Source organism: Schaedlerella sp., assembly GCF_056796775.1.
Map to the genome: position 1 here is coordinate 153,691 of NZ_JBQIKP010000002.1, position 26,711 is coordinate 180,401.

At 51.5% G+C, this 26,711-nt stretch carries 22 protein-coding genes and 1 other RNA gene; 20 read left to right on the plus strand and 3 right to left on the minus strand.

Annotation, left to right across the window (positions count from 1 at the left end; genetic code table 11):
* Positions 1 to 11 precede the first annotated feature (11 nt).
* The 6 genes from ACTOY7_RS01795 to ACTOY7_RS01820 all read left to right on the plus strand — a co-directional run bounded on the left by ACTOY7_RS01795 (position 12) and on the right by ACTOY7_RS01820 (position 6,367).
* Entirely contained in the window at positions 12 to 986 is a 975-nt protein-coding gene (locus ACTOY7_RS01795) for an AraC family transcriptional regulator (RefSeq protein WP_394683134.1), read from the plus strand.
* Positions 987 to 1,079: 93 nt separating this feature from the next.
* Entirely contained in the window at positions 1,080 to 1,439 is a 360-nt protein-coding gene (locus tag ACTOY7_RS01800) for a response regulator (RefSeq protein WP_160282599.1), read from the plus strand.
* A 162-nt stretch (positions 1,440 to 1,601) separates the two neighbouring features.
* Positions 1,602 to 2,141 (plus strand): V4R domain-containing protein, encoded by a 540-nt coding sequence (locus tag ACTOY7_RS01805; protein ID WP_160282130.1) that lies wholly within the window; start codon positions 1,602 to 1,604, stop codon positions 2,139 to 2,141.
* Positions 2,142 to 2,154: 13 nt separating this feature from the next.
* A complete protein-coding gene (locus ACTOY7_RS01810) occupies positions 2,155 to 3,423 on the plus strand; it encodes a sensor domain-containing diguanylate cyclase (protein WP_160282131.1) in 1,269 nt (422 codons plus the stop codon).
* A 104-nt stretch (positions 3,424 to 3,527) separates the two neighbouring features.
* Complete coding sequence (rhaB, locus tag ACTOY7_RS01815; RefSeq protein ID WP_482670348.1) at positions 3,528 to 4,925, plus strand: rhamnulokinase; 1,398 nt, start codon at positions 3,528 to 3,530, stop codon at positions 4,923 to 4,925.
* A 23-nt stretch (positions 4,926 to 4,948) separates the two neighbouring features.
* The gene (locus ACTOY7_RS01820; protein ID WP_300884564.1) at positions 4,949 to 6,367 is read left to right on the plus strand and encodes an arabinose isomerase; all 1,419 of its coding nucleotides are present in this window, start codon (positions 4,949 to 4,951) and stop codon (positions 6,365 to 6,367) included.
* A 98-nt stretch (positions 6,368 to 6,465) separates the two neighbouring features.
* Here ACTOY7_RS01820 and ACTOY7_RS01825 read toward each other — a convergent pair whose 3' ends face one another.
* Positions 6,466 to 7,506 carry a hypothetical protein gene (locus ACTOY7_RS01825; protein WP_482670349.1) on the minus strand — a complete coding sequence of 347 codons (1,041 nt, stop codon included), beginning with the start codon at positions 7,504 to 7,506 and terminating at the stop codon, positions 6,466 to 6,468.
* 389 nt (positions 7,507 to 7,895) lie between these two features.
* On the opposite strand from ACTOY7_RS01825, the gene ACTOY7_RS01830 reads away from it, so the two are divergent.
* The 8 genes from ACTOY7_RS01830 (at position 7,896) to ACTOY7_RS01865 (ending at position 19,043) form a co-directional block, all read left to right on the plus strand.
* Positions 7,896 to 9,515: a bifunctional diguanylate cyclase/phosphodiesterase gene (locus tag ACTOY7_RS01830; protein WP_160282135.1), complete on the plus strand. Its 1,620-nt coding sequence runs from the start codon at positions 7,896 to 7,898 to the stop codon at positions 9,513 to 9,515.
* A gap of 15 nt (positions 9,516 to 9,530) precedes the next feature.
* Positions 9,531 to 10,160 (plus strand): 4'-phosphopantetheinyl transferase family protein, encoded by a 630-nt coding sequence (locus tag ACTOY7_RS01835; protein ID WP_300884566.1) that lies wholly within the window; start codon positions 9,531 to 9,533, stop codon positions 10,158 to 10,160.
* 48 nt (positions 10,161 to 10,208) lie between these two features.
* A complete protein-coding gene (locus tag ACTOY7_RS01840) occupies positions 10,209 to 11,048 on the plus strand; it encodes a M15 family metallopeptidase (RefSeq protein ID WP_300884567.1) in 840 nt (279 codons plus the stop codon).
* Between the two features lie 431 nt (positions 11,049 to 11,479).
* Positions 11,480 to 13,237 carry an ammonium transporter gene (locus tag ACTOY7_RS01845; protein ID WP_482670350.1) on the plus strand — a complete coding sequence of 586 codons (1,758 nt, stop codon included), beginning with the start codon at positions 11,480 to 11,482 and terminating at the stop codon, positions 13,235 to 13,237.
* A gap of 312 nt (positions 13,238 to 13,549) precedes the next feature.
* Positions 13,550 to 14,926: a TrkH family potassium uptake protein gene (locus ACTOY7_RS01850; RefSeq protein ID WP_482670351.1), complete on the plus strand. Its 1,377-nt coding sequence runs from the start codon at positions 13,550 to 13,552 to the stop codon at positions 14,924 to 14,926.
* A gap of 122 nt (positions 14,927 to 15,048) precedes the next feature.
* Entirely contained in the window at positions 15,049 to 15,690 is a 642-nt protein-coding gene (locus tag ACTOY7_RS01855; protein WP_160282139.1) for a potassium channel family protein, read from the plus strand.
* 267 nt (positions 15,691 to 15,957) lie between these two features.
* A complete protein-coding gene (locus ACTOY7_RS01860; RefSeq protein ID WP_482670352.1) occupies positions 15,958 to 17,493 on the plus strand; it encodes a helix-turn-helix domain-containing protein in 1,536 nt (511 codons plus the stop codon).
* Between the two features lie 140 nt (positions 17,494 to 17,633).
* Positions 17,634 to 19,043 carry a deoxyguanosinetriphosphate triphosphohydrolase gene (locus tag ACTOY7_RS01865; protein WP_482670353.1) on the plus strand — a complete coding sequence of 470 codons (1,410 nt, stop codon included), beginning with the start codon at positions 17,634 to 17,636 and terminating at the stop codon, positions 19,041 to 19,043.
* A 16-nt stretch (positions 19,044 to 19,059) separates the two neighbouring features.
* Here ACTOY7_RS01865 and ACTOY7_RS01870 read toward each other — a convergent pair whose 3' ends face one another.
* Positions 19,060 to 20,202, minus strand: coding sequence for a DUF6128 domain-containing protein (locus ACTOY7_RS01870; protein ID WP_394684009.1), 1,143 nt, complete (start codon positions 20,200 to 20,202; stop codon positions 19,060 to 19,062).
* 247 nt (positions 20,203 to 20,449) lie between these two features.
* On the opposite strand from ACTOY7_RS01870, the gene tadA reads away from it, so the two are divergent.
* A complete protein-coding gene (tadA, locus tag ACTOY7_RS01875) occupies positions 20,450 to 20,926 on the plus strand; it encodes a tRNA adenosine(34) deaminase TadA (protein WP_300884577.1) in 477 nt (158 codons plus the stop codon).
* A gap of 41 nt (positions 20,927 to 20,967) precedes the next feature.
* Here the strand turns inward: tadA and ffs are convergent.
* An RNA gene (gene ffs / locus ACTOY7_RS01880) (signal recognition particle sRNA large type) lies at positions 20,968 to 21,231 on the minus strand.
* Between the two features lie 408 nt (positions 21,232 to 21,639).
* Between ffs and ACTOY7_RS01885 the strand changes: the two genes are divergently transcribed.
* The 5 genes from ACTOY7_RS01885 to ACTOY7_RS01905 all read left to right on the plus strand — a co-directional run bounded on the left by ACTOY7_RS01885 (position 21,640) and on the right by ACTOY7_RS01905 (position 26,543).
* Positions 21,640 to 23,187: a VanW family protein gene (locus ACTOY7_RS01885; protein WP_482670354.1), complete on the plus strand. Its 1,548-nt coding sequence runs from the start codon at positions 21,640 to 21,642 to the stop codon at positions 23,185 to 23,187.
* Positions 23,188 to 23,218: 31 nt separating this feature from the next.
* The gene (locus ACTOY7_RS01890) at positions 23,219 to 24,217 is read left to right on the plus strand and encodes an AIR synthase related protein (RefSeq protein ID WP_394684037.1); all 999 of its coding nucleotides are present in this window, start codon (positions 23,219 to 23,221) and stop codon (positions 24,215 to 24,217) included.
* Between the two features lie 129 nt (positions 24,218 to 24,346).
* On the plus strand, positions 24,347 to 24,847 hold the full coding sequence (locus ACTOY7_RS01895; protein WP_160282145.1) for an Lrp/AsnC family transcriptional regulator: 501 nt from the start codon (positions 24,347 to 24,349) through the stop codon (positions 24,845 to 24,847).
* Positions 24,847 to 26,025, plus strand: coding sequence for an aminotransferase class I/II-fold pyridoxal phosphate-dependent enzyme (locus tag ACTOY7_RS01900; protein WP_160282146.1), 1,179 nt, complete (start codon positions 24,847 to 24,849; stop codon positions 26,023 to 26,025). The genes ACTOY7_RS01895 and ACTOY7_RS01900 overlap by 1 nt, the downstream gene beginning before the upstream one ends.
* Before the next feature lie 20 nt (positions 26,026 to 26,045).
* Entirely contained in the window at positions 26,046 to 26,543 is a 498-nt protein-coding gene (locus ACTOY7_RS01905) for a tRNA (cytidine(34)-2'-O)-methyltransferase (protein ID WP_300884576.1), read from the plus strand.
* Positions 26,544 to 26,711 lie beyond the last annotated feature (168 nt).

Sequence of the window (26,711 nt, forward strand, 5' to 3'; positions counted from 1 at the left end):
AGCCAGAAGATATGCATCAGGATTTGATCAGGGAATTATCAGTCATCACGGAAGAAGAGCAGAGTATTTTGGACGGGCGGCAGGGCATCGACCAGCAGCTTTACACGGAGAAAAAGGAGCTGGTCGTAGATAGCGAGAAGCTGCTCAAACGGGGAAAGCTGATCGAGGTGAGACCCCACACCCGTTTCGTAAAGTTTCCCCGGCACCGGCATAATTATGTAGAAGTGATCTACATGTGCCAGGGGACTACGACACATTATATTGACGGAAATGAGGTCGTTCTGGAACCAGGCGACCTTTTGTTTCTGAACCAGAATTCGGAGCAGGAGATTCTGCCCGCCGGGGAAGCGGATATTGCGGTGAACTTCATCATCCTGCCCGAGTTTTTCAATATGGCATTTTCCATGATGGGAACAGAGGAAAATACACTGAGGGAATTTCTGGTGGGGACACTCTGCGGCAAGAATGACCAGACCTCGTATCTGTATTTCCATGTAGCGGATGTCCTGCCGATCCAGAACCTAGTGGAAAATATGGTCTGGACGGTCTTTTACGGCATGGGAAATAAGCGCAGCTGCAACCAGATCACCATGGGGCTGCTTCTGCTGCAGCTTTTGAATTATATGGATAAGATGGAGACCGGAAGCTCACGCTTTGATACGGAGCTGACCGGAAATGTACTGAATTATATCGAGGAGCACTATAAGGACGGCAGTCTTTCCGATCTGGCAGAAAGCATGAATTATGACCTGTACTGGCTCAGCCGGGAGATCAGGAAACGTACCGGCAGAACTTACAAGGAGCTTCTCCAGGCAAAGAGAATGAACCAGGCGGCTTATCTGCTCACCAGCAGCCGGCTGCCTGTAGCGGATATCATAGAGTCCGTGGGGTATGACAATACGAGTTATTTTTACCGGAAGTTCAAAGAAAGATATGGAGTCAGCCCGAAGGAGTACCGGAAAGAAGGAGGGGCTTGTTCACAGTAGTTCTTTCAGGCTTGATTTTATTGAAATTCTGCTTTACAATAAGGAATATGTAGTTTGGGGAAGTCCCCGACAAAAAAACAGGGAGGCGGCTGTATGCAGAGACGTATTTTGGTAGTAGATGATGATTCGATGAATTTGGTAAGGACGAAGATGATCCTGGGGAAGTATTATGAGGTGCTTCTTGCGGAATCAGGAATAGAGGCGCTTGATAAGCTGAGGAATGAGGAGGTCGATCTGGTCCTTCTTGATATAGAGATGCCGGGTATGAAGGGGATGGAGGTCTTTGAACGCATGAAGAAGAACTCGATCAATATCCCTGTGATCTTCCTGACTGCGTCGGGAGACGAGGATGACGTCATGAGCGCGATCAAACTGGGGGCGGTGAATTACCTGAAAAAGCCATTTATGCCGCAGGAATTGATGAAGCGGGTTGCCCAGGAGCTGCAGCAGTAAGGAGAAAAGAAAAAAGCTTATTGCAATTCACGGCCGGTCAGGCCGTGAATTGCAATAAAAGAGTGCTGGCAAAGCAGAGGGAATACGTTATAATAAAAAAGTCGGTGTATCTGACAGATAGGAAAGAATACGCCGATTATTCGATATTACAGAAAGGGAAACATGATGGAAGACAATATTTTTTTGAAAAACAGGAAAGCGCTTTCTCTTACGGATTATATGGAGGCACAGGAAAACGGCAGGGAGAATCTGGGAACAGAGCTTCCGGTTGCTGTGTACAGGCTCTTGGAATATTCCATTCGCGAGGAATTGACATCAAGGCTTGGAAAAGAAGAGCAGATTGATATTTTCCGGAGCGCCGGTTATCGGGCGGGAACATATTTTGCGGAAAAATATCTGGACTCGTCTTTGGAACTGTCCGAATTTACCGCACAGCTTCAGAAGCGGCTGGAAGAATTCAAGATGGGTGTCCTCCGGATTGAGAAGTTTGATGAGGAGACGGGGAAAATGGTCCTTACGGTTTCTGAGGATGCCGATTGTTCCGGACTGCCGCTTCTCGGGGAGACCGTATGCAATTATGACGAGGGATTTTTAGCAGGGATTCTTACCTCGTATACGGGGAAGCCGTACAATGCGACGGAAGTAAACTGCTGGGCGACCGGCGACAGGGTATGCCGGTTCCGGGCAGATATTGATGAATAAGGAGGACATAGTCTTGAGTGCAGACACGAATAAAGACTGCGAGCTTTTATTTGAATATATGCGGGGGATCCTTTATGATTCTTGGATTGAGAACATTGAAGTCAATGCGCTGAGCGAGCCTTTTAAGGATTTGGGACGGGGGCTCCAGATCATGCAGAATGCGGTAAACGAACTGGTGACATATTCTTCGGAGCTTTCGAAGGGCAATCTGTCTGTGGAATTTCCGAAGGAGTATAATTTCCTGTGTGAGAACCTGAAGAATCTCCATGCGAATCTGAATCATCTCACATGGCAGGCGCAGCAGGTCACAAAGGGAGATTATTCTCAGCATGTTGCCTTTTTGGGAGACTTTTCCGATGCGTTTAACGAGATGACCAAACAGCTTAAGGAAAGGGAAGAACAGCTCAAAGAAGTTGCGGAGAAGGCAGAACGCCGGGCGGAGATGATTGAGGGCTACAATGAATTTTTGATCGAGATGCTGAGCAGGCGAAAGGAATGGCTTCTGGTTGTGGATAGAGACAGCAAGGAGATCATATATTGTAATAAGAGAAAGCAGTTAGGAGGGATTGACGGTTCCTTCTGTCAAACATGCAAACGCCGTCTTTCTTTCCATTCCGATCTGCTGAACTGGAACGGCAGGGAACAGTATAAGGTATGGGAGATGGAGGGCGAGGCTGGTACATCCTACCGTGTCACATCTTTTCCGATGGAATGGAAAGAGCGCTCCTCCTTTGTACATGTCGTGATTGATATTACAGATGAAAAGCGCAATGCCCGCAACCTGGACAGCGAAGCCTACCACGATCCGCTGACAGGAGCCAAGAACCGCAGGTTCTTTGAGGAATATATGGGAATCGTCCTGCGGGATGAGCTGGACGCGACACTCTGCTATCTGCAGCTTGACGGGCTGGAATATGTAAATGAGACATTTGGACATCACGAAGGAGATGTCTATATCCAGAATTTTGTTGAGATCGTCAAGAAGAATTTCCGTGGCGGCGATACGTTTACCCGGATCGGCGGGGACGAGTTCTGCGTTATTCTTTCCGGTAATATGGCAGAGCTGATCAACCGGAAGCTGGCGGAGATCCTGAAGGAATTTCAGGAGGAGGTCTACAGAAAGTACCAGTGCAGCTTCAGCTACGGCGTCCTGGAGATCCAGGGAAAAGAGAACGAGCTTACCCTAGAGGAGATCATGTCAAAGGCGGAAGATGTGGTTTATGAGTGCAAGTTAAAGAACATTGCGAAATATCCGCTGATATTTTCGACCATAGCAGAATAGAAATGCAAATAAGGTCCTATTTTTTAGTAAATAGCGACCTTTTTTTGTGCTTTTTTACTAATTATAATAACATTAGTGTTAAAAAAATATAAAGGAGGCACAAAATGGAGAAGTACTATTTGGCCGTAGATATCGGGGCATCCAGCGGACGCCATATGCTGGCCTCTATGGAAGACGGCAGGATGAAGCTGGAAGAGATCTACCGCTTCCCGAACGGGATGGACAATGTGAACGGAACCCTGTGCTGGGATGTGAAGCGGCTGTTTACCGAGATCAAAAATGGCTTGAAAAAGTGTAAAGAGCTGGGAAGGATTCCTTCCTTCATGGGGATTGACACATGGGCAGTGGACTATGTCCTGCTTGACAAGGAGAATCAGATCCTGGGAGATACCGCGGGCTACCGTGACAGCCGCACCAACGGGATGGATGACAAGGTTTATGAGACGATCTCACTTTCCGCTTTATATGCCAGGACCGGGATCCAGAAGCAGATCTTCAATACCATTTACCAGCTGATGGCAGTGAAGGAATTCCATCCGGAATATCTGGAGCAGGCGGAGTCCATACTGATGATCCCGGACTATTTTGACTTCCTGCTGACCGGCGTGAAAAAGATGGAATATACCAATGCCACCAGCACCCAGTTAGTAGACCCCAGGACCAACGACTGGGATTATGAGCTGATCGATATGCTGGGCTATCACTCCAAAATGTTCCAGCCGGTGTCCATGCCCGGAACGGTGGTAGGGAACTTCACAAAGGAGATTCAGGATGAGGTTGGATTCGACTGTACGGTTGTGCTTCCAGCCACACACGATACCGGCTCTGCAGTGCTGGCGGTTCCGACCAATGACGACAACGCGATCTACATCAGCTCCGGCACCTGGTCGCTGATGGGGATCGAGAGAAAGGAAGCCGACTGCTCCATGGCAAGCATGCAGGCCAACTTTACAAACGAAGGCGGCTATGACCATCGGTTCCGTTTCCTGAAAAATATCATGGGACTGTGGATGATCCAGTCAGTCAAGAAGGAATTTGAAGAGGACCTGTCCTTCGGGGAGATCTGCGAGCGTGCTTCCAAAGAAAAGATCGACTCCATCGTAGACTGCAATGACAATTGTTTCTTTGCTCCTGAGAGCATGATCAAGGCGGTCCAGGATTTCTGCGCAAATACGAACCAGCAGGTGCCCCGGACGGTCGGAGAGATCTCCGCGGTGGTTTACAACAGCCTGGCATACTGCTATGGCGAGACGGTGAAGGAGATCGAGGACATCACCGGCAATACATATGACACCATTTATGTTGTAGGCGGCGGCGCCAATGCGGGCTATCTGAACGAGCTGACCGCAAAATACACCGGCAAAAAGGTGTCGGCCGGACCGACAGAGGCGACGGCCATCGGAAATATCGCGGTCCAGATGCTGCAGGACGGTGTATTCGCGGATCTGCCGGAGGCGCGGACCTGCATCGGGGAATCATTTGATATCAAATATTACGAATAGATCAAAAAACAGGAGGAGATCATATGTTAGTTGAAACAAAAGCAAAAGTAGGTGTTTTTTCCATCGCTTTGGGTGCGTATCTGCCCCAGTTTCCGTCACTGGTGCCGGAATTTGAAGCACAGTATGCCGCATTCAAGAAGACTCTGCCGGACACGGTAGAGATCATTGACGGCGGAATGGTGACAACCAAGGAGCAGTCACAGGAAGCGGGAGATAAGTTCCGCGCGGCAGATGTGGACCTGGTATTTATGCAGCTTTTGACCTACGCGACATCCTACAACATGCTTCCGGCGGTCCGGGATCTGGATGTTCCGGTGGTGCTGGTCAATGTACAGAAGTTAAAAGCACTGGACTACGACCATACGGATATCGCGTCATGGCTGGGCGAAGGCTATGCCTGCGGCGCTGTCGGCGAGATGGTGGCGGACCTGGAGAGATATGGCAAGCGTCATGCGGTGATCACAGGCGTTGTAGAAGGCGGAGATCCGGGCGTTCAGGCGGAGATCGAGGAATGGTGCCGGGCTGCCCAGGTCAGAAGGAGATTCCGGGATACCAACATCGCACAGATCGGAAGACCATATCCGGGTATGATGGATCTTTATATTGACGAGTCCAACCTGTACAGAAGAATGCACCTGTATACCAAGCAATTTGACTGGGAGAAGATGTGGGCCATCGCCGACGACATTACGGATGAGGACGCGATACGCGCAAAGGCACAGGATATCCTGGATACCTTCGACATTGAGGGCGGTGGAAGCATTGAGGAAGTATGGGAAATGGCAAAATACGTGGTAGCCTTCGAGCAGTGGGTGAAGGATGAGAAGCTCGGACTGGTTGCTTCCCACTATGACGGATTTGCACAGGGCAAGGCAGGCGTCCTTGACAGTATGCTGATCCCGGCATTCTCCATGCTGATCAAGCAGGGAACAGCCTGCGCGGTAGAAGGGGATATGAAGGTCGCCATGGCAATGAGCATCTTAAAGACCATCTCCGGTACAGGCCAGCTTGCGGAAATGTACTCCATCGACTTCAACGACGATATCGCCATCATCGGGCACAGCGGCTCCGGGGATGCGGACATCTCCGACAAGAAGCCGACCATGAAGATCGTGAAGGTATTCCACGGAAAGACCGGCGGCGGCTACCTGACCCAGTTCTATCCCTATACAGGACCGGTGACCTACCTTGCCATCACCCAGGATGGGGACGGACACTTCAAGTTCATCGTGGCAGAGGGCGTCAATGAGGAAGGCAAGATCCTTTCCTTCGGTGATACCAACATGCGGACACGCTTCACCTGTGGGGCAAGGGAGTTCGTGAACCAGTGGAGCGAATGCGGACCGACTCACCACTTCGCGGCGGCGACAGGAAGGCATATCGATACGATCCTGAAGGTGGCGAAGATCTTTAATGTGCCGGTTGATATTGTGACCAGATAATCCATTTTTGAGAACTTCTCTTCAGAGAAAAAGACAGCCCGCGCAACGGATAACCGTGACGGGCTGTCTTAAATCTCTGGTACGTTTTTCAGCATTGGTCAGACCGCGACATCCGCTGCGGCATCTGCTGCTGCCGCATCCATGGAGACGGTTCCAGCCGTTACGCCGCCTGCCGCCGCTACGGAGGTTCCTGCGGAAACAGCGCCGCTCCCGGCTCCCGCTGCTGCCGCGGAAACCAGACCTTCTGCCGCCGCCGCTGCCGCGGAAGAACTGCCCAGGCCCGCAATGGAATCCAGGGTCTCCTGCAGCGCTTCCTTCCGGTCCTGCATGACTTCCTTGGACGCATAGTGGTTCTCTTCCCTGCGGCGTTTTCTCTTTCGTTTGGTGATCTCCTTGCGGATCTCCAGCTCTTTTTCCTGCTGCTGCCGTTTTTCGGCACGCTTTCTCTGCAGCTCCAGTTGTTCCTCCTTACTCAGATTCTTCAATTTTTTCTGGATCTGCCGGGTCAGCTTCTGCATGCGCCGGATCATCCGCCCGATTTTCTCCTTATCTTCGCCGCTGCTGAGTGCGTACGCTATTTTTAGAGTGCCCAGCGCGCGTATGGCCTTGGAGGAAACCTGCAGCACGTTCATCTTTGTCTCCGAACGGGCGAGCTCGGTTGCAAGCTGCCCGGTAGAATCATCCGGCATGGAAACGGACATCTTGAAGTTCGAGCTCTCCTTTACCTGCGCCAGTAAAGAATCCAGAAAGCTTTCCTCCTCCTGGTTTCCCAGCAGGGAGCTTAATAGACTCTTCTCATCCTCTTCCAGCAGGGAGCTTAATAGACTCTTCTCGTCCTCTCCCAGCAGGGAGTTTAAGAAGCTCCTCTCGTCCTTCCCAAGCAGGGAACTGAAAAAATCCTCCTGATCCTCTCCCAGCAACGAATTTAAAAATAGGGACTGGTCCTGCACCTGTCCGCGGATCGAACCGTAAAAATCATCTACAGCCGGGTCCCTTGTATTGTGATAGCGGTCCGCCGCTGTCTCTGTCTGCGTCGGAGCGCCGGGAAGCTTCCCGGAATTGCCGGTGCCTGCCGCGGCCGGGGTCTGATACTTATAACTGTCGGCGGCTGACTGCCAGTTCCTCATAGTGACTCTCATAAAATACCCTCCTTTCCTCTGAGTAAATCGTGCTATGCTCCACGCCTGTATCGTGCTCACAGGCGGACAACATTCTCATTTCAAATCCTGTTTTTCCATATAATATATATATCGGCCCGTATTCGGGAAACAAAATAATTTATTGTAAAATTATATTTTTTTGTGATTCTGGTTGCAATTTCACAACCATTATACTACAATATTCTATGTATAGACAGCTTGGGAATCGTAACAAATGTACCTGTGCAATAGGAAAAAGTTATATTACTGTCCAGAATAATAAAGCGTGTTTACCGCGCTGTATGTTATTTGGAGCAGTGAGTCTGCGGCGCATAAATGTACAGATTATTTTGAAGCAGTTCTCTACAGGGGTAAGGGAGAGTAGTTTTATGAGTGAAAACAATAAGATGCGTTCTATCCTTGAGATTATGAATGATGTTCTGAGTACGGTAAGAGATTATTATGATTCGGAATATGCTTATTATATTGAAAAGGATGAATACGAGATACTGACAATATATGAGTGGTGCGCGGAGAATATTCCATGGCAGAGAGACCGGATCAAGATGCTGGAGCCGGAACAACTGCCGCGTTGGGTACAGCATGAGATCACGGATACCCGGGATGAGTGCTACAGCGTATTCCAGGGACTGGAGGAAGGGATTACAGCCATACTGGCTGTGGTCAATGTACGCAGGGGCGGCTGTGACCTTTCACTGATGCGGGCGGTTCTGCCGTATATTTCCCAGGCCATCATCCTGCACAAGACCCAGAAGCAGCAGGAGTATCTGAGCTATCATGATGATCTGACAGGGCTTCTCAACCGGAACAGCTTCGTGGCATATCTGGCAGAGGCGAAGAAGAAGCAGCTCAAGTCAGTGGGCGCGTTGTCCGCGGATATCAACGGCCTGAAGAATTTTAACAAGGAGTTCGGCAGGGAGTACGGCGATGAAGTCGTGATCCGCGTAGGCGAGATCCTGGAGGAGTTCTTCCGGAGCGCCAACGTATACCGGCTGACGGGGGATGAATACCTGGCAATCGTTGAGAATATTTCCTACGAAAAGTTTATGAAAGGCGTGCAGGCGGCCCATACCAAGCTGGAGAATATCAGTCTCGGGCTTGTGACCCTGGGTTATGCTTGGGAAAAAGCCAATATTGATGTAGATGTCCTTGTTTCCGATGCGGAAGACATGATGCGGGAAGAGAAGAAGAAGTACTATAAGAACCTGCGCAAGGGGCATCATGAGCCGATCATCAAGCAGGATCTGCTTGATGACCTCAAGTCCGGCAATTTTATCGTATGTCTCCTTCCAATTATGGATGCGCATTCCAACGAAGTCGTGGGGGCCGAGGCGCTGGTTCGTTATCATCACAAGGATCTGGGCATCATGAATCCGGAGCGTTACATCGCGCTGCTGGAGGAGACGAAGCTGTCCTATCACCTGGACCTGCATGTATTTGAGGAAGTGTGCAGGACCCTGCAGCGGTGGGAGCGGGAGGATCTTCCGATGATCCCTGTTTCTGTGAATTTTGCGGTTTCCACATTGCGCAAGCCTGATATTACAGAGAAGATGCAGGCGATCGTAGAAAAGTATCATGTGTCCTGCGAGTATCTTCAGATAGAAGTGTCAGAATCACGGGGAGATATGAATCAGGAGATGCTGGCCGAGACTGGCAATAAGATCCGCAAAGCCAATGTCCGGGTGGTGCTGGATCACTTTGGCGCGAAGAATTCCAGCTTTACCATACTATCGCTGATGGAATTTGACGGGTTGAAGCTGGACAGCAGCCTGGTTGACAACATCGTGGGCAACCGGCGCAGTCAGATCGTGTCCCAGGCAGTGATCGACGTGTGCAGACGGCTGGGGGTTACGGTATCGGCTTCGGGAGTAGACACCCAGGATCAATTGAACATTTTAAAGGAGATGGGCTGTGACTGTGTTCAGGGTACGCTTTTTAACAAACCGATCACCATTGAGACCTTTGAGGTCAGGTATCTGAAGGGATAAGAGCAGGTACGCGATATGATCAGAACATGGACGGCCAGTATTGCTCCATTATATGAGGAAAGCTTTTACCGGCTGTGCTATGGACAGGCTCCCGCGTTCCGCAGAGAAAAGGCGGATCGTATGAAGGGGAAACAGGTTCGCGCGCAGAGTATCGGCGTATGGCTTCTCTATGAATGGATGAAAAGAGAATATGAGATAAAGGAGGATACAGCATATAATCTTTCGCATTCGGGGGACTATGTGCTGTGTTCTGTTAGTACCGGGCAGGATACGAAGGTGGGCTGTGACATCGAAGAGATGAAGGAGCCGAATCTGAAGATTGCGCGACGCTTTTTCTGTCCGGCCGAGTACGAACAGATCGCCGGGGAAAAAAACGGGACGCTGCGGCAGGAGTATTTTTACCGCTACTGGGTGCTTAAGGAGAGTTTTGCAAAAGCCACAAGGGAAGGACTGGCGCTTGGGATGGATACCTTTGAGATTGCTCTGGGGAGCCCGCCGGTCCTGATACAGCAGCCGGAAAAATATCCAGAAGAATATCATTACAGGGAAGCATTCGTGGGCGGCAGGTACCGGGCTGCGGTATGCTCCACGGATCCAGTGATTGAGGAGATCATACAGGCGGATTTGAGGGATTTGCAGAGATAAAGCGGGGGAGACATCACCGAGATATACAGTTCATATCAGGAGGGCGATATGCGTATAGATAATAGTAGGGCGAGGTTTCTTAAGAAATATGAGCAACGGCTGAAAAAGGTACTGATCGTAGGATTTGCGGCCGGTCTGCTTGTCTGTTTTCTGCTGAACGCGGTCATAAACAGGATCAGGTTTGGCGGGATTGATAAGAAATATGAGGCACAGATCACGGAGCTTACGGAAAAAAATGAAAAGCTGACAAGCCAGATCAAGTCAGGCAGCGCGGGAAAGAATACGGATACAGATGTCGCGGCCAGCGCTGATGAGCTTTCTTCCGAAAAGGAAACCTGGAGTCTGGTTTTGATCAATGAAGATCATCCCCTGGATACAGAGTACAGACCGGAGCTGGAGGCTGTCAGGGAAGGCTCCTTTGTTGACGCGCGGATTGTGGAGGATGCCAAAAAGATGCTGGAAGACGCGGAAAAGGAAGGATTGAACATGTACATTGTTTCCGCGCACCGTGATTATGAGTCGCAGAGAGAGGTATTCAATACTACGATGACGCAATGGATCTCACAGGGTTCCACTCCGCTGGAAGCTTATGAGGAGACCAAGAAGTCCGTGGCGGTCCCGGGGACCAGCGAGCATGCCAGCGGCCTTGCGATGGACATTACCTCCGGGCAGTACGGCGAGCTGGATGAGAAGCAGGCGGAGACGGAAGAGGCTAAATGGCTGGAAAATAACTGCTGGAAGTATGGATTTATTCTTCGCTATCCTCTGGATAAATCCGAAATCACAGGAATCGTCTTCGAGCCGTGGCATTATCGTTATGTGGGGAAGGACGCGGCAAAGGAGATCATGGAGAAGGACATAACTCTGGAAGAATACCTGGCACAATGAGATTTTTCTATCTGAATGAGTCTGCTGGAGGTTCTTTAGAGAATCCAACCGTACAGACGGAATTTTTCATTGTGAAATATAGAAAAAATCAGGATTTATTCAAGTACTGGTTTATAGAAAATTTACAAATATAAAATATATGTAAATTTTCGCTGTGTGAAAGTATTGACAATCCGGAAATACAGTGGTATGATGCTATCCGTAAAGCAAAGAGGCTATGAAACAGTTCATAGCCTCTTTTTTGGGTTTTACGGGTATTTTTACCCTGGCTGGTATCATATGGCGGAGCAAAGGCGCTTCTTTTGTAAAGGAAGACTTTGCCCCGCCATTTTTATACCATTGTTTGCAGAAAAGCTGCCAGCGGCAGAGGTTCTGCATTTGCGGACGGATAGAAATGTCTGTCCGGCAGAAAAGATGAAGGAGGAATAATTATGACGGAAGAAATTTTGATGGCAGTGGACGGCGAATTATTCGGCGTCTGGTTCCTGATCGGCGCGGCGCTGGTGTTCTGGATGCAGGCAGGCTTTGCCATGGTAGAGGCGGGATTTACAAGGGCAAAGAATACGGGCAATATCCTGATGAAGAATCTGATGGACTTTTGCATCGGCACGGTGATGTTTATCCTGATTGGTTTCGGGCTGCTTCTGGGAGAAGACCTGATGGGGCTGATCGGAAAGCCGGGTTTCGATATTTTCACGAGCTATGCGGATTTTGACTGGTCCAATTTTGTATTCAACCTGGTATTCTGCGCGACCACCGCAACGATCGTGTCCGGGGCCATGGCAGAGAGGACGAAGTTTTTGTCCTACTGCATCTACTCCGGTGCGATCTCTGCGCTGATCTATCCCATTGAAGCGCACTGGATCTGGGGCGGCGGCTGGCTGGCGCAGATGGGCTTCCATGATTTTGCGGGTTCCTGCGCGATCCATATGGTAGGCGGTCTGTCCGCGCTGATCGGCGCAAAGATCCTGGGACCCCGTATCGGAAAGTTTTCCAGGGACGCGTCAGGGAAGGTGACCAAGGTTAACGCATTTCCGGGACACAACCTTCCGCTTGGCTGTCTGGGCGTGTTTATCCTCTGGCTTGGCTGGTACGGCTTTAACGGCGCGGCAGCGACAAGTGTGGCGCAGCTGGGCTCGATCTTCGTGACGACGACCATCGCTCCGGCGGTTGCCACGGTGGTATGTATGATATTTACCTGGATCCGATTCGGCAAGCCGGATGTTTCCATGTGCCTGAACGCTTCTCTGGCCGGGCTGGTAGCGATCACAGCGCCCTGTGACGTGGCGGATGCCTTCGGCTCCATCATCATCGGCGCGGTGGCAGGTGTTCTGGTGGTATTCGGCGTGTGGTTCCTGGATTATGTGCTGGCAGTGGATGACCCGGTAGGCGCAGTGGCGGTTCATTTCATGAACGGGGTGTGGGGAACCCTGGCAGTGGGCCTGTTTGCCACAACCTCTGCTCCTGGAAATGATACCTTCGTGGGACTGTTCTACGGCGGCGGATTTGATCTGCTGGGAAAACAGATCGTCGGTGTGGTCAGTGTCTGCGCATGGACGGCAGTCACGATCACGATCGCGTTTTTCATTATAAATGCAACGGCCGGCCTGCGTGTGACTGCAGAGGAAGAGATCGTCGGGCTGGACTCCTGCGAACACGGACTGCCATCCGCGTATGCAGGCTTCAGCATCATGGATATCTCCAACACGATGACGATGGAGGTCAACGAAAACACGGATCTTGGAAATGCGGAATACGAGTCGGCATCTGCGGTACAGAAAAACGCGGCTGTCAAGGTGGTGAAGATGCCGGATGCGGCGGCAGCATCTGCTGCGGGTATTTTCAAGGTGGTCATCATCTCCAAGCTGTCCAGATATGAGAAGGTAAAGAAGGTGATGAACGACCTGGGCGTTACCGGCATGACCGTGACCCAGGTGATGGGCTGCGGGATCCAGAAGGGAGCCGGAGAGATGTACCGTGGAGTAGAGATGGACGCGACACTGCTCCCGAAGGTCAAGATCGAGGTGGTGGTCAGCAAGATTCCGGTGGATTCTGTCATAGAAGCGGCCAAGAAGGCGCTCTATACCGGCCATATCGGAGATGGAAAGATCTTTGTCTACAATGTGGATAAGGTCGTGAAGATCCGAACCGGAGAAGAAGATTTTGCGGCGCTGCAGGATGTAGAATAGAGCTTGATATGGATGCGCACTCTTTTATGGGTGCGCATTTTGCATATCAACGTATGCGGAATAGACTGCCGGCGGCAGGCTTTCGTTACATGTCACACACTGACCAATCGCTACGCTGATTGGTCAGGAGGATGCACATAAAAGCTGGGATTCAGGCCGTCCATTGCCACAGGCAGTTTTAAATGGCGGCCTGAGTTACAGGGCACGCCTGGTCAAGGCGTGACCTGTAACAGGCTTTCTGTATGCTCTGCATGATTTCATTTCTTGACGGTTCGTGCTTCTTCTAGTAGAATACTATCAGGAGATGAAATTATGAGGAAAAAGAGAAATACCAGATGGAATACGCTGCGTGTGACGGCGGCAGGCTTCCTGGGCGTGATCCTGCTTGGAGCGGTGCTTTTATACCTTCCGGTCAGCAACACGCAGCCGATCGCATTTACGGATGCGCTGTTTACGTCGGCAACGTCGGTGTGCGTGACAGGACTGGTAACGGTAGTCCCGGCGTCCCAGTTTACATTGTTCGGCAAGGTCATACTGCTCCTGCTGATCCAGATCGGCGGGCTTGGGGTGATCGCCTGCGGGACGCTGTTTTTATTTTTGCTGAACAAAAAGATCACCATCCAGGAAAGAGTGGTGCTTAAGGAAGCTTACGGGGCGGACCGTCTCGGCGGGATCGTGAGGCTGGTGAGAAAGGTGATCCTGGGCACCTTTGCGGTGGAGGGCGCCGGAGCAGTGCTGTATGCCTTCCAGTTTATTCCAGAGTACGGACTGGTCCGGGGGATTGGATACTCTGTTTTTCATGCGGTCTCCGCATTCTGCAACGCGGGGATCGACATCCTGGGGAGCGGCAGCCTGAGCAGTTATGTGACCAATCCGGTCATCAATGTAACGACGATCCTGCTGATTATCTTAAGCGGTATCGGCTTTACGGTCTGGTTTGACGTGATCGACAACAACCGCAGGCTGATCCGGGGGGAAGTACCGAAACGCTGGTGGTTTACCAGGCTGCGGCTGCAGTCCAAGCTGGCTATCATGATGACGGTGTTTCTGATCCTTGCCGGAACTGTTTTCGTATTTCTGGCGGAATACGGGAATCCGGATACCATCGGGGAACTGAGCATGGGCCAGAAGCTGATGGCCTCCATGTTCCAGTCTGTGACGACGAGGACTGCCGGATTCTGTACCGTTTCCCAGGGGGCGCTGCATACGGAGTCCAAGCTGTTCTGCGCGATCCTGATGTTTATCGGTGGGTCTCCCGGAGGAACCGCGGGCGGAGTCAAGACGACCACCTTTGCCATGCTGTTTCTTGCCTGCCTGACATTTGTTCGGGGAGGAAATGACACGGAATGCATGGGAAGAAAAATCACGGTGGCGAATTTTCGGACAGGCTTTGCGGTTGTGATGGTCGCTTTTGCCGTATTTATCGCAGGCACGATCGCGGTGCTCTTTCTGGAGCCTGACAGCATCCTGCTGGAAAATGTGATCTATGAGACCGCATCCGCGGTAGGGACCGTGGGGCTGACCGCGGATCTGACGCCCCGGCTGTGCAGAGCCAGCCAGTATGTTTTGATGGTGATGATGTATATCGGGAGGCTGGGCCCTCTGACGATGGCGCTGATGTTTGCCGGAAAGACACATCCCAGGGACCGGATCCGGAGTCTGCCGGAGGAGCAGATCATGGTGGGATGACGGGGCAGCCGCCAAATATCCATGCAGATATACCTTGTGAAACGGCCGGATGGCCTCTGAGTATGGCTATTTGGCTCGTTGCTTCACAGGAATAAAGGAAAATGTCGTGAAAGGAACGGATTATGAAGAAGCAATTCATTGTATTGGGACTGGGAGGATTTGGAGCAAGCGTGGCGGTTACGCTGCAGCAGCTTGGATGCGATGTTGTGGCGGTGGATATGGATATGGAGCGGGTCAATGAGGTGGCGGACCTGGTGACCTATGCCATGCAGGCGGATATTGGCAACCCGGATCTGCTCCCGTCCCTGGGTTTGAACAATTTTGACGGGGTGGTGGTGGCCGTGGCAGAGGATATGGAGGCCAGCATTATGGCGACCCTGGTAGCGAAGGAGATCGGGATTCCCCGTGTGCTGTGCAAGGCGCGGGATGACAGGCATGCGGCGGTGCTGCGGAAGATTGGCGCGGATACGATCGTATTTCCGGAGGTGGAGATGGGAAAGCGGATCGCGAAGAACCTGCTGTCCGCAAACTTTGCAGACTGGATCTCCTTATCGCCGGATTACAGTGTGGTAGAGATCCGGACACCCTCCTATTGGGTGGGAAAGACTTTGAAGGAGCTGGACGTGAGAAGATCCCATGAAGTGAACGTGGTGGGAATCAAGGAGGGGGACCGTGTGGAGATCACCCCCAATCCGGACGTGCCGCTGACAGAGGATATGATTCTGATGCTCATAGGCTCCAATGAGACACTGGAAAAATTATAGCGGCGGAACCTGACAGCTGTTCCGATCGGCTGCGGTAAAAAATCCGCGTCGCGGAAAAAAGTGATCTGAGAAAAGGCGCGATCGTTCCCACTGGAATACCGTGGGGACGCCGTCTTTTTTTTCCTTTGATTTATCGGATTTTGACAAGAACTGTTGACGGTTAAAAAGTGATTTGATAAAATGAAAAAAGTGCAGTTGAAACGGAAAAATTTCTATGAGGGTGTTCTTCATAGTAAAAATATACGGAAATGAAAGAGGAGGAAGACCATGGAAGTTTTGTCATTTGGCGAACAGGTCAAGATCATTTTAAGCCGTAAGGGTATGACAATAAAAGAACTGGCGGAATTGATCGAGGATACTACGGGGAAGAAGATGTCCCGGCAGAATCTGACGCAGCGGCTTGGGAGAGATAATTTCCAGGAAAAGGATATGCGTATGATTGCGAAGATCCTGGGATGCCCCTTTCAGCTGAGCATTTTCCCGGTGGAAAATGAGGCAGGAGAAAAGACAGAGCCGATGGAAGAACTCCTCTTGAAATATGTAAAGCATCCGAAGGTGCAGCCGAAGAAGAAAAAAGAAACCCAGGACGATGGTTTTTACCAGCAGGTGCTTGTATTTGACCAGGATACGCCGGAAACAGCGGCGGAAGAGCCGGACAGGAAAGAGGAAGCGGCTGTGCCTCAGGATGCGGACCGGATGCCGTCTGCGGGAGAAATGATGGAAATGACTGAGGGCAAAGAGGAGGCAGCGCCTGTCGGCAGCCGGGACGCGTCGATGGAAGACGCATATGCCGATGAATCGGGAGAGACGTCAGATTATGATGACGGCGAGGATCTGCTGGAGCTGGATATTCTGGATCCGGAGGATTCCGAGGATCTGGATGAGGCGGATCTTTTATACGGAGGCTTCAAAACAAAGAGGATTGACAGGAAGGCGATCCTTGCCGCGGCGGAAAAAGCGGAGAAGGAAAAATGGGATGCCGTAACAGGAACCGCAGACCGTGCGGAGGAGGATAGCAGCGCAGAAGAGCACAAGTCCGGGGACGGTATGGAAACCGGGAACAGTCCAGGGATGTATGGCGGCGAGGAAGAGCAGAAGCCGAGCGCCGGTACAGGAGCGCACTATGGCATAGAAGAGCAGAAGCCGAGCGCCGGTACAGGAGCGCACTATGGCATAGAAGAGCAGAAGCCGAGCGCCGGTACAGGAGTGCGCTATGGCATAGAAGAGCAGAAGCCGAGCGCCGGTACAGGAGCGCGCTATGACATGGAAGAGCAGAAGCCGGATGCCGGTCCAGAAATGCGCTATGACAGGGAAGAGCAGAGGCAGGACTTGGGAACGCCGAAGGAGACCGCGGCTGCGGAAGAGCGGGATATGACGATCGGAGAGCTGTACATGATCCATAAGGAACTGGACGAGCTGGAGGAGAGCATCCATCCGAATGTGAATACGGGCATGGCACCTTCTGCCCAGGCCGTTCCGGCGGTTCCGGCAGTGCCGGAGCCGGTTCCTGCGGTAAGGCAGGTGGAAGAGGAGGAAGACCCGGAGCCAGAAGACTTTGAACCGGTCATCCGATATGAGGATGCAGAGGAAAACCTGGAGCTGGGGGAGATGAATCCGTATACCGGTCGTGAATACCAGACCAACAGCGTGCGGATGCATCCTACCAGGATCGGCTATGTACAGGTCTATGACCGTTTCCAGCATGGCTGGACAGACATGACGGAGTGGGCATTCCTTGGGTATCAGGAACGGAAGAAGACGCTTCTCGGCAGAGATTATGAGCCGCCGATCTATCTGGATTAAAATGCGGGAACATCAGGAATTATGAAAAAACAGAACAGCCCCATTCTATATGGGGCTGATGTTCTGTATATCATCGTATGAGGAAAGTCTGCGGGCGGCAGGCTTTCCGTGCGGAGACGAAGGAAGGGAGAAGACAGATCATGGAATGGAATACACTGCTTTCCGCAAAGCGTATGCGGGGCGGCTATTATACGGCGAAACGATCGGCCGACCTGAGAAGTGAATTTGAAAAGGATTATCACCGTATCATCGGCAGCGCGTCTTTTCGGAGACTGCAGGACAAGACCCAGGTTTTTCCACTGGACAAAAGTGATTTCATCCGGACCAGGCTGACCCATTCCCTGGAGGTCTCTTCCTTTGCGAAATCATTGGGACAGAATATCGGACAAAAGCTTTTGACCGGGGAGATGGATCCCGGGTTTACGATGCAGATGAAGGAGGATATCTGCCATATCCTGCAGTGCGCCGGCCTGATCCACGATATCGGCAATCCGCCCTTCGGACATTTTGGAGAGCTGGCTATCCGGGAGTGGTTTGAGAGGAATCTGAAACGACTGGAATATTACGGTAAGCCCGTGGAGGATATCCTGAAACCCCAGATGAAGGAAGATTTTTACCATTTTGAGGGAAACGCGCAGGCTCTGCGGCTTGTCACGAAGCTGCATTATCTGGTGGACGAAAATGGGATGAATCTGACCTGCGCCCTGCTGGATACCATTGTCAAATATCCGGTTCCGTCCACGGGAATTGATAAAACGACGGGAAATATCAAGGACGGGAAGATGGGGTATTATTACGCAGAGCAGGAGATCTACAGGGAGATTTCCCGGGAGACGGGTACCGGCTCCAACAGGCATCCTCTGACCTATATCCTGGAAGCGGCGGATGACCTGGCATACAGCACGGCAGATATTGAGGATGCATTTGTAAAAGGCTATATTACCTACAACATGCTGGTGGAAGAACTGAAAAGGCTGGGCGAAGGCTGCTGTTGTCCCGGATTTGACGCGCTGGAAAAGCTGCAGGTCTACTACCAGAGAGGGCTGGAAAAAGGGATCTGGAACCCGGAAAGCTATGCGGTCAAAAACTGGGTAGTCCGGCTTCAGGGCGTGCTGATTACCTGTGCTACCGACGGTTTTACGTCTAATTATGAGAGGATCATGGCAGGCGAATACGACAGAACCCTTTTTTGCGGAACCTGCGGAGAAAAGCTGATGAAGCTGCTCGGGGAAATGGCCTATAAAAAAGTATTCTGCTCCAATGACATTTATAAGATGGAGATCGCGGAGGGTGTGATCCTGGATTTCCTGATGGATAAGCTGGTATCGGCGGTGCTTTACTACGACACCGGGAAAAAGCCGACCTCCATGGATACAAGAGTATTTTCCTTTATATCAGATAATTATGTGAATGCCTACCACCATCAGGCTAAGGGAAAAAGCGAAGCGGAGAAGCTCTATCTCCGCCTGCTTCTGGTGACTGATTATGTCTGCGGCATGACGGACAGCTATGCAAAACGGCTGTACCAGGAACTGAATGGGATCGTATGAATGATGCTGCATACATTTATTTCAGGAAACAGCACCAGTATCCAAAGTTTTCCTGTGGACTGCACTCGTCATCCGTGAGCTGCAGGGAATCATTGTAGGAATCGGTAAACTGCGGAAAACCAAACAATCTGGCGGCTCTGGCTTCCCGGGGATCATAGATGCCTGGGACACCAAGCCAGTAATGGCCGTCCTTTTCGATCAGGAGCAGATGGTGATAATTGTGATATCCGTGGAGCAGGAAGCTGTTGTTGGCAAGGTGCCAGTACTTCCGCGGCAGGATCGACATCTCCGAACGCTGGATCTTCTTGACAGTCTGCGTGGGAGCGGTTGGATTTGCGGAGGAATCCTGGCTTTGTGAAGGCTGTTCCGCGATCGGATTTTGTCCGTTGTGCGGTGGCTGCTCCATGGCCGGGCTTTGTCCGTCACAGGAAGATGACCCGGCAGGAGTGCATTGCTCGGGCGAGCATTCCGATTCAGGTGCATAGACTGATTCAAGTGTATTGTCTGATTCAGGTTCATTGTCCGGTTCAGGGCTGCATTCTTGTTCAAAGGGAATGTCCTGCTCGTCTGGGGATTCTTGTTCCGCTGAGGCATTCTGTTCGGGCGGAGCGGTACTTTCACAGCTTTCCGGTTCGCTGTCGATGGGATCAGGTTCAGCGGGGGCCTCAGTGCCGCATTCTTGAAGCGATTCTGCTTCTAATTCCATGAATGTATCAGAGGAATGATCACTCGAAGGAGAATCATCCCCGGACTCCTTTTCGGGTGCGGCATGATCTGAGGGCGCGGCGAGCAGCTTCTTCGGATCGACCGCTATACCGGGGGCGGCTGCGGCAAGTATATGCCCGTTCGGAAGAGGCAGAAAAAATCCGTCGATCGTATCCAGCGTATGCCCTTCGGGAAAACGGGATTCTGCGGAATTGAGCCTTGCGGAAAAAGCATGGTTCGTACAGGTGATTTCCGCAAGGACAGAAGAGTTTGTCAGATCATTTTCCAGATAAAAGGCACAGAGTTTTATCGTATCCGAATAAGCTACCGGAATGCCCCGGGCATTGAGCATCAGCGTACAGGAGCGGTAATACCGGGTGATTTTCAGAAAACCGGCGTTGCGGAGCTTTTGCGAATTGTTATATTCATAAAGATAGAAAATACCAGGTTTCATATTTGCCTCCAGTCTTGTCATTTCTACCAATAGTGTATTCAGCGCGGATGGGAAAAAGAACTGCCCTGATAAACAGATCAAGACAACAATAGCTAATATACAGGCAGGGGCAGGCCGGGCGGAAAAAGAAGAGCTGTTTCAAGTGTGACCGTAAGGAGCGCGGCAGAAAGGAAAACACATGGACCAGAATATAAAAAATCTCAATAAAGAGCTGAACCAGAATCCCGCTTCGCATCAGGGGACGGATATCAAGAAGGATGAAAAATATATGCGGGAGGCCATCCGCCAGGCGAAGAAGGCCTACGCATTGGAAGAGGTGCCTATCGGCTGTGTGATCGTGTACCGGGATAAGATCATTGGCAGAGGCTATAACCGCCGTACCGTGGATAAAAATACACTGGCCCATGCAGAACTCACTGCCATTCGAAAGGCATGCAGAAAAATGGAGGACTGGCGGCTGGAGGAATGTACCATGTACGTCACCTTAGAACCCTGTCAGATGTGCTCCGGGGCCATTGTGCAGGCGCGGATCCCGCGGGTCGTCGTGGGATGCATGAACCCCAAGGCCGGCTGTGCAGGTTCTATCTTGAACCTCTTGGACATGAAGGAATTTAACCATCAGGCGGACCTGACGATCGGAGTGCTGGGTGAGGAATGCAGCGAGATGATGAAGCAGTTCTTCCGGGAGCTGCGGGAGCGGCAGAAGGCAAAAAAGAAAAGCTGACCGTTACAAGGCAGCTTTTCCAATAAGCGATTCATATTTTTACGTGCATTACGCTTCGAATGCATCTCCACAAACGTTACCTTGGCAGTTAACTCGACCCAGGCACCCTCACAACACCCGGAAGGTTCTGCTTAGTGCTGCTTCGTTCCCGACCTGACACGGTTCACAGATTCCCGTCGCATGAGACCCGGATCTTCATCGCCACTTACCAAGGGCAGCTTTGCAGATCAGCACCCTCAGCGTAATATCACCCCTGCTATAGCGGATTGCAGGTACAAGGTACCGCTAACACCCCGGCTGCACGAGTCTTAATTTTACATGGTTTTTGCGGAAATGTCAATGCATTCGGCGGCGGAAAACAAAAATTTCTAACCGCACAGCCGGAAATTTTTGTAATATCGACAAAAACAGGATTTCGGGCTATCGTGTACAATGAACATGAACTTTTACGAAATGGTTGAAAAAGGGCCTGTAAAATGCTAAAATCTTATGTATCTATTCAGAACAGCAAGAAGGATACCGAATAAAACGGCTTACCGGCCGTCATGGGATGCCTTCTGGCACAGCTTTAAAACAGGAGTCGAGAACATGAATTTTTATAATAAAAAATTCCGCAAGATCGCGGCAGTTTTGATATTACTTTTGATTGTCGCAATGGTAGCAACGATGATAATTCCCTACCTGGTATAACCGAAAAAGGTGATTGAAAAAAGATGACTACAAAGAGGAAACGGCGCAGAAGACGCAGGCGGATCCGGCGTCAGACATTGCGCGACCTGTGCCTGATGGGATTCGTCCTGATCTGTGCGGCGGTGGTGTTTGCCGGGACCCAGTCGGTTCTGCGCGGCTACGTAAAAAAGCACGATGACGGCAAGATCCTTTCCGGCGTTTCTGTGGGCCACACGGATGTATCCGGGATGAGCCGCAAGGAAGCGCTGGAAGCAGTACAAAAAGAAGTGGCAGACTGCGGCGCGGTGATGGTTACATTAAGGATTTCCGAAGGGGAAGAATTCGAAGCTTCCCTGAAAGAACTGGGGCTTTCCTCGCCAAAGCTTGAGACTGCTGTGGACGATGCCGTGGAGTTTGGCAAGACGGGAAATACGACGCAGTCCTACAAGCTGATCAAAAAAGCGGAGAAGAAAAAACTGCGGCATCGCATTCCGCTGGAATATGAACTGGGAGAGCGTGAGGCGTCCAAGGTTCTTTCCACGCGTTCACAGGCATTTTTAGAAACTCCGGTAAATGCCGCGATCGTGCAGGCACCAGAAGGGATTCAGGTGACTGAGTCGCATGAGGGAGAAGTCCTGGATACGGAACGGACGATTGAGAACCTGACCCGATTTTTAAATGACGACTGGGACGGAAAACCGGGCAATGTTCAGGCGGTCATAGAAAAAAAAGATGCTCCTGTCACCGAGGAAGACCTGGCCGGACTGACAGATATTTTGGGAAGCTACACTACATATTATGGAGAGAGCGGGGAAGGCCGGACGAAAAACGTGGAATCCGGAGCAAATCATCTGAACGGAATCCTGCTGCGTCCGGGGGAGGAACAGTCGGCCAATGAGGCTATGGAGCCCTATACCATTGAAAACGGTTATGCCGAGGCGGATTCCTATGAGAGCAATACGGTGGTGCAGACGATGGGCGGCGGTATCTGCCAGGTGTCCTCTACTCTTTATAATGCGCTGCTGTTCGCGGAGCTGGAGATCGTGGAGCGTTATCCTCATTCCATGCTCGTGTCCTATGTGGAAGCATCCAAGGACGCGGCTATTGCGGATGACCTGCTGGATCTGGTTTTTAAAAATAATCTGGATTCCCCGATCTACATCCAGGCTGTGCTCGCGGAAGGAAATCTGACCTTCAATATATATGGAAAGGAAACCAGAAGTCCGGACCGTACTCTGACATTCATCAGCGATAGTACAGAGAGTGAAGATACGGATGGGACTCGTTTTGTAGCAACGGAAAACTATATCGGATATTATGCGATTCAGAGCTATGCCCATCCGGAGATCACGGCCCAGCTCTGGAAGGTGGTTACGGAAAATGGTCAGGAGGTCAGCCGGGACGTGATCAATTACAGCCAGTATATGGCGGTGCCGGAGACCTACGGCGTAGGCGTTCTCTCAGATGACCCGGCTGATACAGACAGGATGAACAGCGCCATTATGACCCAGAATGAAGAAACGATCATGAATACCATGAATGAGATCCTATACGGCTCGGCCGGCACAGAGAATACAGACGGCACACAGTAAAGAGATTCAGCAAGGAGATCAGGAGGAGAACATGAAGCCAGGAAAGCTTTCGCAGACCGTATGGAACCGGTCCGTACAAAGACAATTGAACAGCGATTGGGAAGCAGATTTCCTTCTGAAGCCCTCCAAGGCCGAGGCGTGTACGGCAATGAGCGGGTCTCCGGAAGGGATCCCGCTGACCGCTTCCGCCTCCGTTTTCGGGCAGGCTCCGTCCCTTGGAACCTATGCCGCCGCGAAAGCAGTCAATGACATTGCTGCCAGAGGCGGCGTGCCGATGGGAATCTCAGTCTCGATCACACTTCCGGAAAATGCGGAGGAAGCATTGCTGCAGGAAATGATCCGGCAGATGGATCGGCTTTGCCGGAAATTTCACATTCCCATTGCAGGCATGCAGGCGGAGGTCAGCCCGGCAGTCCGGCAGGTGCTGATCCAGGTGACGGCCCTGGGGCAGGCAGAGGAAGCGAAGCTGCTGCGTCTGGTAGATACGATGCCCCGGCAGGACATCGTGCTGTGCGGTTATATCGGCCTGGAAGGGATGCTGCGGATCCTGGATGAATGCCTGGAAGAGCTGGGCAGACGTTTTTCTCCTGCCTTCCTGCGTCAGATGCGGGAATTGGACAGTGAGCTCTTCCGATTTGAGGCCATCCGTATGGCATCCGGCAGCGTGACGGCCATGCAGCAGATCGGAAGCGGCGGCATCCTGGGGACGCTTTGGGAACTGGCAGAAGCGGCAGGCGTGGGCCTGAACGTGGATCTGAAAAAAATGAGTATCCGCCAGGAGACGGTGGAGCTATGCGAATACTATCATTTGAACCCCTATCAGATGACTTCCGCGGGAAGTGTCCTGATGATCACAGAACACGGGGAACGGCTTGCGCAGGCTCTCAGTGAGGGCGGCGCGCGAGCCAGTGTGCTTGGGGTCACTACTGCAGGGAATGCGCGGGTGGTCACAAGCGGAGAAGAGAGCAGATTTCTGGACCGTCCGGCCCCGGATGAATTGATGCGGTGGTGGGCGGAACGTTTATCGTAATAAAAAAATGGCTATGACAGAATGCCCTTTGGTATCGGGCATGCAATGGAACGGCAGCAGGGAAGTACAATTTTTATGCCGTTGATCTGAACAGAGCAATATGAAAAATTATAGTTGGAAGGGAACGCTATGGAAAATCGTTTGACATTGAGAAATGAAATTTTAAAAAATATGGAGAGGAACAGCCGGATTGATTTAAAAGAGCTGTCCGTGCTGCTGGGGCTGGAGGAAGCCGTAGTGGCAAATGAAGTTGCGGAGATGGAGAAGGAAAAAGTGATCTGCGGATACCATACGCTGATCGACTGGGACAAGACCGGCACAGAGAAGGTGACCGCACTGATCGAGGTGCGTGTGACCCCCCAGAGGAACCAGGGCTTTGACCGGATCGCGGAGCGCGTCTACAACTACCCGGAGGTACATGCGGTATACCTGATCTCCGGCGGTTACGACCTGCTGGTGACTCTGGAAGGCAAGACGCTCAAAGAGGTGTCCCGCTTCGTATCCGAAAAGCTGGCTCCCATTGATTCCGTGATCAGCACCGCAACCTATTTCATCCTGAAAAAATATAAAGACTTCGGGACGATCATGGTGCCTAAGACGGAATCCGAAAGGATGGTGGTGACTCCATAATGAGAAACCCTATCGCAAAAAAAATTACGCAGGTCAGGCCGTCCGGAATCCGGAAGTTTTTCGACATCGCAAGCGAGATGGACGACGTCATTTCCCTGGGTGTCGGGGAACCGGATTTTGATACGCCCTGGAGGATTCGGGAGGAAGGCATCTTTTCTCTGGAAAGAGGGAGGACTTTTTACACCTCCAACGCCGGGCTGCAGGAGTTGCGGGACGAGATCTGCCGTTACCTGGACCGGAAGATCCACGTATCCTATGACCCCAAAAAAGAGACTATGGTGACGGTGGGCGGCAGCGAAGCTATCGATGTGGCGCTGCGGTGCATGCTGGATCCGGGTGATGAGGTGCTGATTCCCCAACCCTCCTATGTGTCCTATGTACCCTGCACCATCATGGCGGACGGGGTTCCCGTGATCGTGGAGCTGAAAAATGAAAACGAATTTAAGCTGACTGTGGAGGACATGGAAAAAAAGATCACCGGCCGGACGAAGATCCTGGTGATGCCGTTTCCGAACAATCCGACCGGTTCCATTATGACAAAGGAAGACCTGGAGCCGGTAGCGGAATTTGTCAAAGAGCACGATCTTTATGTCCTTTCCGATGAGATCTATTCAGAGCTCAGCTACAAGGGAGATCATGTCTCCATCGCCAGCCTGCCCGGAATGCGGGAAAGGACGATCGTAATCAACGGATTTTCCAAAGGCTTCGCAATGACCGGGTGGCGTCTCGGATACTGCTGCGGTCCGGAGGCTATCCTGAAGCAGATGATTAAGCTCCACCAGTTCGCGATCATGTGCGCACCCACCAACAGCCAGTACGCGGCTGTGGAAGGACTGCGCGGCTGCGAAGAGGAAGTGGAGGAGATGCGCAAGGCATATAATCAGAGAAGACGGTTTCTGATGCATGAGTTCGCCAGGATGGGACTGGAATGCTTTGAGCCTTACGGGGCATTTTATGTGTTCCCGAGTATCGAGGAGTTCCAGATGTCCTCCGACGAATTTGCAACAAGGCTTCTAAAGGAAGAGCGGGTGGCCGTGGTGCCCGGAAGCGCCTTCGGAGATTGCGGGGAAGGATTTTTAAGGATATCCTATGCATATTCCCTGGAAGACCTGAAGGTGGCGCTGGGAAGGCTGGGACATTTCATCCAGAGACTCCGCAATGAGCAGGAAGGGATCTGAATATAAAGCGAGGGAAAGAAATGCTGAATATCGTATTGCTGGAACCGGAGATCCCGGCCAATACCGGAAATATCGGAAGAACATGCGCGGCGACGGGAAGCCGTCTCCACCTGATCGAACCTCTGGGCTTCCGGCTGGATGAAAAGTCGCTTCGCCGTGCCGGGATGGATTACTGGAAGGATCTGGATGTCATTACTTACATCAACTATGAAGATTTCCTGGAAAAAAATCCGGAGGCCAGGGTTTATATGGCGACCACAAAAGCGGAAAAGATGTATACGGAGATCCGGTACGAGCCGGACTGCTATATCATGTTTGGAAAAGAAAGCGCCGGGATTCCGGAAGAGATCCTGGCCCGTCACCGTGAGGACTGCGTTCGGATTCCCATGATCGGGGGGATCCGTTCCCTGAACCTGGGCAATTCCGCCGCGGTCATCCTGTACGAGGCGCTGCGGCAGAACCGGTTTGCCGGAATGGAGACGCGGGGGCAGCTTCACCGTCTGGACTGGGAGACGTAAAAAAGTCCGGGCAGCCGCGCCGCCCGGACATATTTTACGCATAGTTCAGGAAACTGTGAATAGGATAGACAGTGACGGTGTTTTAGGCGCTTAACAACGAAATCTTGCGCATTTTGGCAAAATTTTGGTTCCGGCTTGTCCGGGTTAGGCAGTTTGTTCAAATGAAAA

What these genes read in the sequence shown, in the direction of transcription:
- ACTOY7_RS01795 (WP_394683134.1), top strand. Translation starts at nt 12, where the DNA reads ATGCATCAGGATTTGATCAGGGAATTATCAGTCATCACGGAAGAAGAG.
- ACTOY7_RS01800 (WP_160282599.1), top strand. Translation starts at nt 1,080, where the DNA reads ATGCAGAGACGTATTTTGGTAGTAGATGATGATTCGATGAATTTGGTA.
- ACTOY7_RS01805 (WP_160282130.1), top strand. Translation starts at nt 1,602, where the DNA reads ATGATGGAAGACAATATTTTTTTGAAAAACAGGAAAGCGCTTTCTCTT.
- rhaB (WP_482670348.1), top strand. Translation starts at nt 3,528, where the DNA reads ATGGAGAAGTACTATTTGGCCGTAGATATCGGGGCATCCAGCGGACGC.
- ACTOY7_RS01820 (WP_300884564.1), top strand. Translation starts at nt 4,949, where the DNA reads ATGTTAGTTGAAACAAAAGCAAAAGTAGGTGTTTTTTCCATCGCTTTG.
- ACTOY7_RS01825 (WP_482670349.1), bottom strand. Translation starts at nt 7,506, where the DNA reads ATGAGAGTCACTATGAGGAACTGGCAGTCAGCCGCCGACAGTTATAAG.
- ACTOY7_RS01830 (WP_160282135.1), top strand. Translation starts at nt 7,896, where the DNA reads ATGAGTGAAAACAATAAGATGCGTTCTATCCTTGAGATTATGAATGAT.
- ACTOY7_RS01835 (WP_300884566.1), top strand. Translation starts at nt 9,531, where the DNA reads ATGATCAGAACATGGACGGCCAGTATTGCTCCATTATATGAGGAAAGC.
- ACTOY7_RS01840 (WP_300884567.1), top strand. Translation starts at nt 10,209, where the DNA reads ATGCGTATAGATAATAGTAGGGCGAGGTTTCTTAAGAAATATGAGCAA.
- ACTOY7_RS01845 (WP_482670350.1), top strand. Translation starts at nt 11,480, where the DNA reads ATGACGGAAGAAATTTTGATGGCAGTGGACGGCGAATTATTCGGCGTC.
- ACTOY7_RS01850 (WP_482670351.1), top strand. Translation starts at nt 13,550, where the DNA reads ATGAGGAAAAAGAGAAATACCAGATGGAATACGCTGCGTGTGACGGCG.
- ACTOY7_RS01855 (WP_160282139.1), top strand. Translation starts at nt 15,049, where the DNA reads ATGAAGAAGCAATTCATTGTATTGGGACTGGGAGGATTTGGAGCAAGC.
- ACTOY7_RS01860 (WP_482670352.1), top strand. Translation starts at nt 15,958, where the DNA reads ATGGAAGTTTTGTCATTTGGCGAACAGGTCAAGATCATTTTAAGCCGT.
- ACTOY7_RS01865 (WP_482670353.1), top strand. Translation starts at nt 17,634, where the DNA reads ATGGAATGGAATACACTGCTTTCCGCAAAGCGTATGCGGGGCGGCTAT.
- ACTOY7_RS01870 (WP_394684009.1), bottom strand. Translation starts at nt 20,202, where the DNA reads ATGAAACCTGGTATTTTCTATCTTTATGAATATAACAATTCGCAAAAG.
- ACTOY7_RS01885 (WP_482670354.1), top strand. Translation starts at nt 21,640, where the DNA reads ATGACTACAAAGAGGAAACGGCGCAGAAGACGCAGGCGGATCCGGCGT.
- ACTOY7_RS01890 (WP_394684037.1), top strand. Translation starts at nt 23,219, where the DNA reads ATGAAGCCAGGAAAGCTTTCGCAGACCGTATGGAACCGGTCCGTACAA.
- ACTOY7_RS01895 (WP_160282145.1), top strand. Translation starts at nt 24,347, where the DNA reads ATGGAAAATCGTTTGACATTGAGAAATGAAATTTTAAAAAATATGGAG.
- ACTOY7_RS01900 (WP_160282146.1), top strand. Translation starts at nt 24,847, where the DNA reads ATGAGAAACCCTATCGCAAAAAAAATTACGCAGGTCAGGCCGTCCGGA.
- ACTOY7_RS01905 (WP_300884576.1), top strand. Translation starts at nt 26,046, where the DNA reads ATGCTGAATATCGTATTGCTGGAACCGGAGATCCCGGCCAATACCGGA.